Origin of the sequence: Microcoleus sp. B7-D4 (assembly GCF_036705125.1) — a bacterium.
Classification (GTDB): domain Bacteria; phylum Cyanobacteriota; class Cyanobacteriia; order Cyanobacteriales; family Microcoleaceae; genus Microcoleus.
The window spans coordinates 18,719-30,966 of the sequence record NZ_JAUBTT010000054.1 but is presented as its reverse complement, the minus strand read 5'-3'; the positions used below and the strand labels follow the sequence as shown (position 1 = coordinate 30,966).

Here is a 12,248-nt window from a genome sequence, read left to right as displayed (position 1 = left end):
ATGAAATATCAACTAACAATTACACAACCTACTATAATCAAAAAACGCCCGCTGCAAAGTATAGTTTTACCAAGCAATGAAAAGCGTTTAATTGCCGCTGACTCAAGTTTTTATTTAAATTCCTGCAAAGACGATAGAGAGCATTGGCAAATTCGGTTTGCGGATTCTTGGTCAGAGATATGGTACATCTTTAAAAAACACTGCGTGGTTAACGAGGTTGGCTACCCGCTAATCCAGGAAAGGCCTGCATCCATCAAACTAAAAGTCCCCTACAAAAGCCAGCTTGACAATGAAGAAAATCCCACAGGTTCGTGCAATGTAACAAGCTTAGCTATGGCGATCGAGTTCCTCGATCCAGACGCAGGAGATTTAATAGGTAGGCAATTTGAAGACCATCTTTACAGGCTCATGGAAAACAACGGGTTGAGCCGCCACAATCCACAAGATTTAGCTAAGATTGTCACCGACTTTTACCATTTGCAAGATGATTTCACAGTTTTCGGCAGCTTTGAACGCTGCCGAAATCATCTTGCAATGGGCAATCCTTGCGTCATTCACGGGTATTTCACGTCATTCGGGCATATCGTTACTCTGGCGGGATACGACGCCACCGGATTTTTGGTTCACGATCCGTATGGCGAATGGTTCCCCGATGGCTACGACACGGCTGCTAGCGGTGCTTTTTTGCACTATTCTTACGATTTAATCACCCAAGTCTGTATGCCTGATGATCAATTTTGGGTTCACTATATCGAGAAAAGGTAAATAAATACAACCTGTTCCGACTCCAAAAAAATAGCGTAGACCAGTACGAGCAAGAGAAAGTGGACGCACAACCGTGACACCCCGGAAAGACGGGATATTTAATTCTTTGTAGTTTGCAAGCGTTTTTCAGCCTGTTTTTGGTAAGAGCTTAATTTGTATTTTTTGAAAAGATTGGCAGCTTGCTGGAAATCAGATCGAGCTCTGTCTTTGTCTCCCGTTCGTTCATAAGCGTCGCCACGATTTAGATAGGTGATTGCGTCATTGGGTGGGAGTATCCCAATTTTTAATGTTCTGTTAAAGCAGTCAATAGCAGATTCTAGTTTTCCGATCTGTGCGTAACTCTGACCAAGTTTAAAATCAAACTCTGCTGATTTTTGAATAAGCTGGCGGTTTTCGTTTCTAAAATCTTCCACATCTCCCACGTAATCTTCTATTTCCGCTGTACTGCCACTGGCAATCGCCTCATTCAATGCAGCCGCTCCCGATTCGTGGTATTTCCGAATGGCATCTTTATGCTTCCCGGTTGCTGCTAACTTGTCGGCAGTAGCTTCCAGCTTCTCGGAGTTTTCGGATATGTTGGAAGCCTCAGATCGAGTTAAGGCATCTGCGTAACAAGTTTTTTCCCAGCCTGGCTCAAGTTTGGTGTTCATAGGTTCAGCGGCTTCCTTGCTTGAATCTATGGCAATAGGTAAAGGGATTGGGACTGGAATGACTAAGCAGCCATGACACATTGAAAGGGCGATTGCTGCGACTGTTGGCTTAACAAAGAGCTTTTGCACAATAATAAAAATTGAAAAGGTTTGCTACTCAAATTTTCTTGCAATTTAGTGAGTGAATTAGTGCTTGCTGACATCGTGATGAGTGATAGCAAGCACCTGTGGTGTCCAACTTTCTTCAGTTGAAAAAATCAGATGCCCATTTAAACGAGATATTTGCAGCCAAGGCCGCGCCTTCGTCTTCAGGTCGATCGCCCACATAAAGTATTTCGTCAAAATTGTAAAAGCTTGCGGTCAGCAAGAGCATGCCAGCATTAGGCTTGCGAAATTTGCCGTCAATCTGTAAGTCTGTCGTTTCCCAAGAATTTTGGTTGTACAAAATTCTTGAATCTTTGCCGCAGTCTCCCCATGTTCGCCAGCACTCTTTTCCCTCAAAGTCAGGGCAAAAGTAAGCTTCTTTAATTTGTGGAAAAAGATGAAGGGCAAATTTCATTTCTAGGATGCAGTTTTCGAGCGACTTATGCCCTGCGGCCACTCCGCCCTGATTGCTAATGATTGCCATCTCCCAGCCATCGGCAGCATATTTTTTCAGGGTTTCGGCAATTCTGGGAAGTGGCTCTTGATCCCACGGGTCGCCTACGAATTTAGCGCCAGATTTGGGGAAAATCAGTGTTCCGTCTTTGTCAAGAAGCAGCAAGTTCATTGTTATTCGGAGTGTTTTAAATGTTGCCAAACTGAAGTATCGGACAAACCGACTATCTCCCCTATCTCTTGATAAGTCAGGTTTTGTGATCGCAGTTGCGATATTTTCTCCCTAACTTGTTTTAGTTCCTCTGGCGTGTAGTAGCCCGCGATATGTCGCGTCTGCACGCCCAACCTTCTTAATCTCTTGGAGATATTCTGGCTAGTGCAGTCGAAATACCTTGCGATTTCTTCGCAGGATTTTCCTTCCTCGTAGAGCTGGATTATTTTTTGGTTATCCATATTTTCTCTTGTTTCAATCCCTGATAGTATCTTAGCCTCATCGATGAAGTAGTGCAAGTCTAGTGCAAATTTTTTTTGTGACTATACAAGCCTTATCTGGTAAGCTTTTAATTAGCGAGGCAGAGGTCTGCAAAACCTCCACCCCCAGTTCAAATCTGGGTGCCGCCTTAATTTTTAGTATTTTTAATAAGTCTTAAATGCTTGTGTGACAAGGTTTTTGGGTTTATTATAGACTGTAAATTGTATTTAAGTAAGTCGGCGCTTTAAAACGCAACTATGTAAACGATGTAAAGTGTCCAAATGCTCTCTACTGGCTGACTTAAGCCTATTTACATACTGTTACATTATTCGGTTTAATCCCGCCTACCTACTTAAATGTGCATAATTGATTGCGGAAAGTAATGCAAATTTAATGCAATGCAAAAAGTGCTGACCATTAAGACCAGAGTGGGCAGAATAGTGGGAGCTAGCGGACATTAAGAGACCACTTGTTACGGGTGAATGCCATGCTGATCTTGGCGATCGCGTTTGTAAGTTTTTGCCCGATCGCCCTTCGACTTTTGCGCTTACGATTTGCGCCACGCTTGGGCGATTCGAGCGATTCGTTTCGGGCTAGATTCCTCGCTGGCTGCTAAACAGATGGGGCACAGCTTAGCCACGCATACGCAAACCTATCACCTGGCTCTCAATGAGCGCGAACAGCAGCGAGCTTACGATCGGATTTTGTCGCTGCACGCGCTTTCTGACTACACTTAGATTTTGGATTTTCTACCTAACACAGCATCATAGGGGCGTGGTTGTGCTTACGTGCCTCCCACTACAACAATTTCCACTAACTGTCCTCAAGTATTCTCAGATTTGGCAACTGTCTGATCGCTTGTGGGATGGAAATAATCTGATCCCCTTCGATGTCAAGGTATCTCAGGTTGAACAGTTGTCCGAGCGATTCTGGAATGGAGGTAATCGGATTACTTCCAATGCTAAGCTCTGTCAGATTCGACAGTTGCCCAAGCGCCTCTGGGATGGAGGTAATCTGATTATCAGAAAGGTAAAGGAGTTGCAGATTATACAGTTGCCCAAACGCTTCTGGTATGGAGGTGATCTGATTACCAAAAAGAATAAGGTCTGTCAAATTCGACAGTTGTCCAAGCGTCTCTGGAATGGTTCTAATTTGATTATCGTTGAGATCAAGCTTTCTCAGATTGAATAGTTGCCCAAGCGCCTCTGGTATGGAGGTGATCTGATTACTGTCGAGGTGAAGCTCTGTCAGGTTTGATAGTTGCCCGATCGTTTCAGGTATAGAGGTAATGCGATTTCCTCTGAGGTTGAGTTCTGTCAGGTTTGACAGTTGCCCGACAGCTTCAGGGATGGAGGTAATGCGATTGTAGCTGAGGTCAAGCTTAGTCAGGCTTGACAGTTGCTCTATCTCTCCAGGGATGGAGGTAATGCGATTTGAATAGAAGTTCAGCTCTGTCAGATTTGATAGTTGCCCGATCGCTTCAGGGATGGAGGTAATGCGATTTGAACCGAGGTTAAGTATTTTTAAGTTGGTTAATTCAAGGACAGCATTAGGAAACTCAGTTAACCTATTTCCAACCTGTCTGTCTTCATCTTGGCCCAACAGCAAAGTTTCAAGTTTTATGCACTTGGCAATTTCTGGTGGCAACTTTTTCAACTTCAGCCCCGACAAATCCAGTTTTGTCGAATTCTCCTCAGATGCTTGATCGATTCTCTGCACTGCTTTCTCTCGCGTCATGTTCTTTGCCTCTCAGTGAAATTCATTTTAGTGTGACTATGATTTTAGTCTATCTCTCGTCTATCAAGTTCTTCTTTCCGCAGTAAAACTTAGCTAAAACTGTCCGAAATTTCGGACAGTTTTAGGGTAGTGGTATTTCGTAAAGGACAGAGTAAAATACTCTATTTTGGAAGTCAGACTGGGTAAGACTCCTCGAAAGGTCGATTATTCTTCATCCTTTACGAAAAGACACTACCCGTACTCCTACGCGATATTTGATTTTTTGTAGATGTCTATTGACTACGATCGCAAATCGTCGATCAGTTTTTCTATAGCCATACTTTTTGTGGTTTCATCCGGTAGAAGATTAAACACTTTCTGTAAAAGTTCTGGAGACGCATTTTTAATCAACCAATCTTCACCCGAATTATCCCCAAGATTTAAAAAATACTTTAAACGTTCCTCTATAGCTTCCTTATCTGCTTTATCCAGTTGTGCAACTCGCTTAAGCCAATCCCCTTGCGAATCTTTAAAACAGTTAGCATCAACAGTACATATCTGATGCACTAGAGCGAAGGAATTCTTAGAAAGACCATTTGTGCTTGTAGAATTAATCGGATATACAGTTGGCAAACCTTTATAGGTTTCTTGTGAAGTCAACGGAATCAGCGTCAAAGTTTGGATGTATTTAGATTCATCTTGAAATTGGTCACTTGTCCAAACGATATAAGGATGCTCTCCCCGAAAAACCCGACTCGAATTAATCACCTGAGTGCAAGAAATTGTCTTGCACTCAATCTCCCCTGGTTCATTTATCTCATAAATATGATGATGACCGAGTTTGCAACGAAGAGATACTCTATAGGGATTGATAAAATAAATCCAACCTTGACGCGGTTTTTGTCCAGCCACTCGCTCACTCCAATTCACTCATTAACTTTTCTCTTTCTTTGTATAGATTAAGTCTCACCTGTTCCTCTGGTTGGTGGCTATATCTAACCTCAAGCATGGGAGCAGTGCTATAGACATATTCTAGTAACTGATTCAGTTTATCCTCTCCTGAACCTGCCCATTCTCTCCTGATGTTGTCAAGTATGAGCTTCAGACCTAAAGGTAACTTTAAATCATCCACATTACCTGCTCCCTCACCAAGTCTGATGAATATACTGTCTCCCTGAGATTCTTGAACAATCTCTTTGCCATTCATTTGATTTAAAGCAGCCTCTATGCCTTCATTCCAAGGCCCATAGTAATAATAACGCCAATCTAAATCAGTAAGCTGCTTGTCTGTCCATTTGACCGCATAAAGATCAGCTAAGTACAAAAACTTGATTAACTGCGTTTTTGTAATATAGCCTTTTGTTGCGTACACAAAGTATTTGATCAGGTTTTCTAGCATGGCTTTCCTTCTTTTAATTTCAAAAAGCTCCCTAATTAATCTTATAATTTGTTCGCTCAATTTAACTTTATTCTATTATATCATCCAAAGGAAAGCTTGGCTATTAAAGCAGATAAAAAATACCCAATGGTAACAAATAGAGTGTGTGCGTCCAAGAGTGTATTCTTCAAAAGTTGAATTGCCGTCTAAGAAATATTTTGAAGGATTATCGCTCGCTTTAATATTTGTTGGGCAACTCCATAATAGTTAGGATTTTCTAACCCTTCTAATTCATGTTCGATATCTTCCCAATCCCCTAGCTTGCTTTTCCACTTACCATCCTCTTCTTGTCTGGCTGCGTGCTGTGGCTGGCCATTATAGGTGTAGATTGCTATTTTTTGAAACCCCGCTTCAAGGTCACGATTCTCGCAAGGTTCATATCCAATAGTTTGATAAGCTTGGATAAAAGCTTCCAGCGTTAACTCTCTTGAAACACCATCCGGCCAGTACCCATCAGGGTCTACCGGGTCCCATCTGCATTCCTCTTCTCCAGCAGCAAAAGCAAAACAATTATAATCTACTGTTTCTTCACTTGTTACTTGATATTCAGTAAGCTCTAAGTTAGGAAATCTCAATATTTTTCGGTACTCTAGCTTACCACTCATAACCGTGTTCTTTTCCCCATTGTATCCAGGCTTGGGCCATTTGCTTCATTCGGCCGCGCTGTTCGGGTTTTACCGGATTGTCACCAGTAATTGCCCTCAACGCCCAAAACCAATGGTCTGGCTTTTGTTCGAGGTCACGCAAAATCAAGGGGATAACTGGCTGTCCCATGCCGATAATTCTCTGATAAGCCTGGTGCATTGATTTCTGTGTAACTAATGATAGCATCCCCGTTTCGACGCGCCATTCTTCGGCGAACTTCTTAAACTCTGCTTCTAGTTCTACCTTGCTTTTAATCGGGAAGTCATCAGCAGGAATTCCTGAAGGCAACAAATATACTTTTAAAACATCTTTGGCTTTTGATGCCGATTCTAAAAAGCTATTCGGCATCAACAAGCTATTAAGCTTTTCACAAAATCGCTCTTTTTCTTCGGTTGATAAGTTAGAGAGTTCTTCAAATTCATCAACAGCCGCAATAAGCTCATCTGCTAGTTCTTCCACCGTCCAAGCATAAGTTTTCTTTAAAGCGTATATAGGAATAATACTCTCTAGTATATTGACTAAATCATCATGGTTCGTGTTTTCTACCTCTGACTCTACGTTTCTGACTAAATCATCAATAGGCAACGCAGGGACTGTTTTTCTCAACGCAGTCAAAATAGCCTCAAACACTGAGTTGTCCAAGGCTATAATTTTTTCGATGCCGGATTGATATTGGCGATGTATTTTTAAAGAAGGCATATTAGTTTTCTTGTCTTTCCTAAGAGAAAGTTAACTTGAGACTAATTGGCTTACTTATACATTCCTTCAAACACAAAGGGTAAGGTGCGCTAGGCGCACCCTACAAGTAGAGTCTGTGCGTAAGTCCTAAATTAGCAATCTTACTCAAATCATCACATTTTGCTGATAATTCTTTGCAGGATTTCCACCCCTGATACCGCTTGCCAGCCAAACAGCCCCAAGAGCACAATATTCAGAAAGATGTGAGTGTTTCTCGCCCAATCACTGCCTTTTTGCATCAAAGGAGTCAGCGAGGCTGCGATCGCAATTATTGCCATCATTCCCAACCCTGCTAGCAAGTGCGGGCCCACAAATAGCTTGCCGTTGTTGATGTAGGTGACAGCCATCCCGACGATCGCCACCGTAACCATCAAGGCTAACAGCAAAGAACCCATCTGGTGGTGCTTGACGTTGAATTTGCCCTTAAGTAACTCTTTTTTGACTTCGCCTTCGGCACTTCTGGTACGTCGGATTTGAATGCCCAGATACAAAGCATAAAATGAGATGGCCAGCAGTACCCACATTAAAACAGGGTGGATGAATTGGCTCCAAACTTTCACTGACTGAGGAATTTCGAGATTCATAGTGTTCTGAGGATTAGCAAACATAGCTAGTAAAAGTATAGTCATTTATGACATGACATGGGAGGCATTAAGTCCCTCCCCCTTCACTTTCACTTTAAGCGGATTGACCCGCCTCGGCTGAACTACGCAGCTCCCTATCAAGAAAGCTAAACGCATTTGGGATTGCTTTTCTCAAAATGTTGTAAGAAGCGTTAACATCGGAGTTAATTAATTGACCGACTGATGTCTTGTACAAACCTCTTTTGATCCGCCTGCCACTAAATACAATATCCTTATCTGTCTTTCCATAGACAGGGATTGGATATAAATCGAGAAAATTAGACCGAGATGTATAAGATTCTTCTTGCTCTAGTACCTTGATTCCAACTAATCGAGCTTTGTATTCCAACATCTCAATTAGTCGAGCGTGGGGAATACTGACAAAGTTTTGATTAGTTTGCTTTCCCAAATCAATCTCAGTTTTCCATTGTACATTCTTGCCAATTACCAACGTCCCAATTTCTTTGGCGATTAAAAGGTCAACAATCAGGCGACTGGTATGATGCAAGTAATTATCAATTTTTGGGTGGCGACAGCGAGTTAACCGTTGAATGCGGGATGAACTCTTGCGACTTCCTTTTAATTGAGATTGTAACTGTGCTTTACGTTTGTTGTAGAACTGATTGATTGATTTCAAGAGTCGCCCGTTAATCAGTAGCGGGATAAAACCCGGCTGATTTGAAGTTAACGCCACTAAGTTATTCAGTCCTAAATCAATACTAGCTACGAATTTATCATCGCTGATGGTGGACTCCGACTTGTCATAAATTACCTCAATCACATAAGAATCACATTTGGGAACCAACCTAACTTGACAAATTCGATCGGGATTTACTTTGGTTTTGATTGATAGATTAGTAGCCGAAAGCTTAATAATCCCTTTCTTCAACAGTTTGCTACTAATTGCTTGTATTGTGTATACGAGAATGTTTCGCCCTTTGACCTTATCCTTGTACTTGGGCATTTTTGGGCTACCAGTGAATTTAGAGGAATCAACTTTGTAAGCTTTAACCGCTTCAAAAAAGGATTTCCAATTCTTATCTAGTATCATTAAGATTTGCTGACTGACTTTTGCGGGCATTGCCTTGTATGCTTGATGAGACTTCATCAAACGGTTCATTTCGTTGTAATTGATGTAACTCCATCCATAAACAAAACTCTGACGAATGACGTAGTTAGCAGCATTGTAGAGATTCTTGGATTTAAAAGCTAATTCATCAATCTGGGCGAAACGGTATTCCGTAGATTTAATGATATGCCTCTCTGCTAGTTGCATTTAGTACCTGTATTTTTCAAAGATCGCAACATTTTATTGTTTGACTTTCCTGACTATATGATACTACTATTGTTTATTGATGCTTACAAACTTAATCAAGTTTTATGATACTTCATAAAACTTAGCATACCAGTCAGGCCGTCTCGTGCGACGGTAAAAATATACGGTATGAGAGACTATTATGCCTGCCACTAAACAAGACGCTGTATTGATTCAAGCCGCCAAGACTGGCAACATTATTCACGTCCAAGCTTTACTCGCTAAGAATGTTAACGCTAACGCCAAAGACTCTGAGGGGACGACGGCTTTGATGTTTGCTGCCCAAAAGGGCTATACAGAAATCGTGCGTATTCTACTAAACAATGACGCTAATGTCAACCATGTGAGCAGGCGTTTTGGCTTGACAGCTTTGATGCTGGCGGCGGCTCACAAACAGGCTGACTCTGTGCGGCTGTTGCTGGCTGCGGGTGCTGATGTTAATGCTAAAAATGATGATGGAAGTACCGCTTTGATGGCTGCTTCTCTGAAAGGTGATATCAATGTTATCCGGCTTTTACTTGATGCTAATGCTGATGTAAATGTGCGAGATAAAGATGGAGATTCAGCTCTGAAAATAGCTGCTTTATCGGGTCACGAAGCTGTTGTCAAAGCTTTGGCAGATGCGGGTGCTGTTGCTGACAATTCTATGCTGTTTTTAGCTGTCCGTCAAGGAAGCGCTGAAATTGTGCGAATTTTGCTCAATTGTGGGGCGGATGCTAATGTTAAAAATCTAGAAAGCAAAACTGCTTTAATGCTGGCTGCGACGGCGGGAAATTTGGCTGTTGTCGAGGCGCTGTTGGCTGCTGGTGCTGATGTCGAAATTCCCGACAAAAACGGAGAAACTGCTTTAACTTTGGCTGCGGATGCCGGCAATACTGATGTGGTGCAAACTTTGCTTGGTGCGGGTGCTAATGCGAATGTGAAAAATGGAGATGGGGGTACGGCTTTGATGGCCGCTGCTGCTGGGGGAAATGCGACGATCGCCCATATCTTACTCGATGCTGGCGCGGATATCAACGCTAAGGATAAAGATGATGAAACTGCTTTGAATTTTGCGGTGGTTGAAGGCTGCGAAGATGTGGTGGAATTGCTCTTAAACCGAGGTGCTAGTGTCGGTGCTAGAAATCGGTTGGGCGATACGCCTTTACTGGTGGCGGCTGTTCACGGCCATAGTGCGATCGTATCGGCTTTGCTGCAAAAAGTAAACTCAAATCGGGATGAGTTTCTGAATGCTAAAAACTTTGGGGAGACTGCTTTGACGCTGGCTGCGTTTCACGGACATACCGAGACTGTGAAGGCTTTGCTTGACGGCGGTGCTGATCCCAATGTCCCGGCGGATTTGGGGAAAACGGCTTTAATGAAGGCGTGCGATCGGGGTTATGTGGCGATCGTCCAATTATTAATCGAAAAAGGTGCGGATGTCAACTTGCTCGATGATTCGGGCGCAACCGCTGTAATGTGGGCTGCACATCGGGGTTGTGTCGGTGCTGTACAGGTTTTAATTGATGCTGGTGCAGAACTAAACCACAAAAATCCGGGAAATTATACAGCTTTAATGCTGGCTGAGTTTAAACGTTATTCCAGTGTGGTGAAATTGCTCAAAAGTGCTGGAGCACGGGAGTAAGAATGAAAGAGTTTTGAGTAAGGTAATTCTGTCATTCTGAGGGTAGGCTTTGGGAAGTGAAGAATCTCAGATATGGGGACTTATACCAATTTTATATGAGGCTGCATAGAATCTGATCCCCCCTAACCCCCCTTAATAAGCAGGGCTGTTTCATTCTCACCAAAAACGAGGCTTTTGTAGGGGTAGTGCTACCCCTACTCCCCGTGCCTACCCCCGCCACCAACCCTCGAATGGGGGTTTCAGGCCAAAAGGGCCGGCACGGGGGCACGGCCCCTACCAAGAATGAAACCGCCCTGCCTTAATAAGGGGGAGTAGGGGGTGGACAAGAGCTGGGTCAAAGTCAACCCCTACTCCCCTCCCGCGGGGGATTTAGGGGGATCGAAATATATGCCACTTCACATTAAATTGGTATTATGCACTGTAACGATGTGGCAATAGTTTGAGATTCTTCGCTTCACTCAGAATGACAAAATTAGGTGATTAGTGCGTCCAGGACAATGAATTAACCTCAATTTGCTTTTCGCACCCAGCCGTTAATAGTAAAGCGGCTATCAGCAAAAGCTTTTGAGGGACAGCTAACTCGCAAAACTTCGTGCATATAGCGACTCAGAAAAAATACGATGCTATTATTGCGCGGTTCAACAGTTCTGAATGTCTCGTCCGCCACATAAAAATTGTTCTCGATTTTGCTGTCATAAATCAGCAATTCACCACCTGAAAAAGCCTTGGGCTCTCGATAGAAATAGTAAACGTAAGTAAAAAACCGGCTGGCTGTATCTGCCGAGCCGCTGTCGTTGTGAAGTTTGTAAAAGTTGTTGTCATTGTGCATGGTTAACTGAGCTTCTATCTCACCCAGCGGAAATGATGGAATATTTAATTTTTGCAGCACGTCGGGGAGAATTGCTTTGATGCGATTAACCATCAGTTCGGAAAATTCGGGGAACGAGTGGAGTACCATCGAACGGCGGTAATCTTCGGCATTGGTTGAGGTGCTGGTAGTCACAAATTGTGATTCTTTTGCTAAGACATATTTAAGGAGTTTGTTCTTTTCAGCAGGTGTCAAAAAGTTATCTATTTGGGCGTAGCGAGATATTAAGTCGTCATTTACCGGCGGCGCAGGGGCAGGAATTTCTGCGGGAATTTCTGCGGGAATTTCTACAGGAGTTGCAGGCTGCTGCGGTTGCAGTTGCTGCAAGTAAATTGGGGGTTCTGTGACTAATCCGACTAGGTGTTCGGCGGGAAAAAAAAGGGTGGAACGCCCGTCGTCTATGGGGATTTGAAATAATGGCGAAAAACCCAGTGTTTGTTGGGTGCGATCGACTAATGTTTTGATCAGGCTGTGGAATAATGGTGTATCAGATTTGAGCGTGACGGTGCACTGATGTCCGCCAGTGAGCAGGATTTTGACTTTTACGTCTTCAGGTTTAATTTGCGGTTGAATTGTGCTAGTCATAGCCGTTAGTTATAGCAGAAGGAAAATTTTTTTAGGGCGGGCTAGAAGCCCAACCCACAATAGAACTGGAATTGACTCTTTTCTTTGTGAAACAGGCCGGTAAGCCTGTTTGTGGCGGGCTCGCGTGCCCAACCCCTACTCCCCACAATAGAATTAACTCTTTGTGGAACAGGCCGGAAAGCCTGTTCATAATAGAGGTGCAAAATGTCATT

General features: G+C 43.1%; 13 protein-coding genes and 1 pseudogene. 3 read left to right on the top strand and 11 right to left on the bottom strand.

Annotated elements, in window-relative coordinates; genetic code table 11:
• A complete protein-coding gene (locus QUB12_RS21445; protein ID WP_333308291.1) occupies positions 1-765 on the top strand; it encodes a C39 family peptidase in 765 nt (254 codons plus the stop codon).
• 98 nt (positions 766-863) lie between these two features.
• Here QUB12_RS21445 and QUB12_RS21440 read toward each other — a convergent pair whose 3' ends face one another.
• The 3 genes from QUB12_RS21440 to QUB12_RS21430 form a co-directional block, all read right to left on the bottom strand.
• Positions 864-1,415, bottom strand: coding sequence for a tetratricopeptide repeat protein (locus QUB12_RS21440; protein WP_333308289.1), 552 nt, complete (start codon positions 1,413-1,415; stop codon positions 864-866).
• Positions 1,416-1,659: 244 nt separating this feature from the next.
• On the bottom strand, positions 1,660-2,184 hold the full coding sequence (locus QUB12_RS21435; RefSeq protein WP_333308288.1) for an HAD-IIIA family hydrolase: 525 nt from the start codon (positions 2,182-2,184) through the stop codon (positions 1,660-1,662).
• Positions 2,185-2,186: 2 nt separating this feature from the next.
• A complete protein-coding gene (locus QUB12_RS21430; protein ID WP_333308286.1) occupies positions 2,187-2,465 on the bottom strand; it encodes a hypothetical protein in 279 nt (92 codons plus the stop codon).
• Positions 2,466-3,038: 573 nt separating this feature from the next.
• Between QUB12_RS21430 and QUB12_RS21425 the strand changes: the two genes are divergently transcribed.
• Positions 3,039-3,221, top strand: coding sequence for a hypothetical protein (locus tag QUB12_RS21425; protein ID WP_190737907.1), 183 nt, complete (start codon positions 3,039-3,041; stop codon positions 3,219-3,221).
• A gap of 76 nt (positions 3,222-3,297) precedes the next feature.
• On the opposite strand, the gene QUB12_RS21420 is transcribed toward QUB12_RS21425, so the two are convergent.
• The 7 genes and pseudogenes from QUB12_RS21420 to QUB12_RS21390 form a co-directional block, all read right to left on the bottom strand.
• Positions 3,298-4,221 (bottom strand): leucine-rich repeat protein, encoded by a 924-nt coding sequence (locus tag QUB12_RS21420; protein WP_190737909.1) that lies wholly within the window; start codon positions 4,219-4,221, stop codon positions 3,298-3,300.
• A 279-nt stretch (positions 4,222-4,500) separates the two neighbouring features.
• Positions 4,501-5,112, bottom strand: a complete 612-nt coding sequence (locus tag QUB12_RS21415) for a type II toxin-antitoxin system PemK/MazF family toxin (protein WP_333143147.1) — start codon at positions 5,110-5,112, stop codon at positions 4,501-4,503.
• Between the two features lie 4 nt (positions 5,113-5,116).
• Positions 5,117-5,659 (bottom strand): type II toxin-antitoxin system antitoxin SocA domain-containing protein, encoded by a 543-nt coding sequence (locus tag QUB12_RS21410; protein WP_333143146.1) that lies wholly within the window; start codon positions 5,657-5,659, stop codon positions 5,117-5,119.
• A gap of 125 nt (positions 5,660-5,784) precedes the next feature.
• Positions 5,785-6,243 carry a DUF7689 domain-containing protein gene (locus QUB12_RS21405; RefSeq protein ID WP_333143145.1) on the bottom strand — a complete coding sequence of 153 codons (459 nt, stop codon included), beginning with the start codon at positions 6,241-6,243 and terminating at the stop codon, positions 5,785-5,787.
• Positions 6,233-6,982: a hypothetical protein gene (locus tag QUB12_RS21400; RefSeq protein ID WP_333143144.1), complete on the bottom strand. Its 750-nt coding sequence runs from the start codon at positions 6,980-6,982 to the stop codon at positions 6,233-6,235. Before QUB12_RS21400 ends, QUB12_RS21405 begins: the two co-directional genes overlap by 11 nt.
• 152 nt (positions 6,983-7,134) lie before the next feature.
• The gene (locus QUB12_RS21395) at positions 7,135-7,605 is read right to left on the bottom strand and encodes a DUF4079 domain-containing protein (protein WP_333143153.1); all 471 of its coding nucleotides are present in this window, start codon (positions 7,603-7,605) and stop codon (positions 7,135-7,137) included.
• A 45-nt stretch (positions 7,606-7,650) separates the two neighbouring features.
• A pseudogene (locus QUB12_RS21390) lies at positions 7,651-8,920 on the bottom strand (RNA-guided endonuclease InsQ/TnpB family protein).
• Positions 8,921-9,101: 181 nt separating this feature from the next.
• Between QUB12_RS21390 and QUB12_RS21385 the strand changes: the two are divergent.
• Positions 9,102-10,583, top strand: a complete 1,482-nt coding sequence (locus QUB12_RS21385; protein ID WP_333308285.1) for an ankyrin repeat domain-containing protein — start codon at positions 9,102-9,104, stop codon at positions 10,581-10,583.
• Between the two features lie 508 nt (positions 10,584-11,091).
• Here QUB12_RS21385 and QUB12_RS21380 read toward each other — a convergent pair.
• A complete protein-coding gene (locus QUB12_RS21380; protein ID WP_333308283.1) occupies positions 11,092-12,036 on the bottom strand; it encodes a 2OG-Fe(II) oxygenase in 945 nt (314 codons plus the stop codon).
• Positions 12,037-12,248: the final 212 nt, after the last annotated feature.

Coding starts and splice junctions, on each gene's coding strand:
- QUB12_RS21400 (WP_333143144.1), bottom strand. CDS start 6,982: ATGCCTTCTTTAAAAATACATCGCCAATATCAATCCGGCATCGAAAAA.
- QUB12_RS21445 (WP_333308291.1), top strand. CDS start 1: ATGAAATATCAACTAACAATTACACAACCTACTATAATCAAAAAACGC.
- QUB12_RS21430 (WP_333308286.1), bottom strand. CDS start 2,465: ATGGATAACCAAAAAATAATCCAGCTCTACGAGGAAGGAAAATCCTGC.
- QUB12_RS21440 (WP_333308289.1), bottom strand. CDS start 1,415: ATGAACACCAAACTTGAGCCAGGCTGGGAAAAAACTTGTTACGCAGAT.
- QUB12_RS21380 (WP_333308283.1), bottom strand. CDS start 12,036: ATGACTAGCACAATTCAACCGCAAATTAAACCTGAAGACGTAAAAGTC.
- QUB12_RS21395 (WP_333143153.1), bottom strand. CDS start 7,605: ATGAATCTCGAAATTCCTCAGTCAGTGAAAGTTTGGAGCCAATTCATC.
- QUB12_RS21420 (WP_190737909.1), bottom strand. CDS start 4,221: ATGACGCGAGAGAAAGCAGTGCAGAGAATCGATCAAGCATCTGAGGAG.
- QUB12_RS21385 (WP_333308285.1), top strand. CDS start 9,102: ATGCCTGCCACTAAACAAGACGCTGTATTGATTCAAGCCGCCAAGACT.
- QUB12_RS21405 (WP_333143145.1), bottom strand. CDS start 6,243: ATGAGTGGTAAGCTAGAGTACCGAAAAATATTGAGATTTCCTAACTTA.
- QUB12_RS21435 (WP_333308288.1), bottom strand. CDS start 2,184: ATGAACTTGCTGCTTCTTGACAAAGACGGAACACTGATTTTCCCCAAA.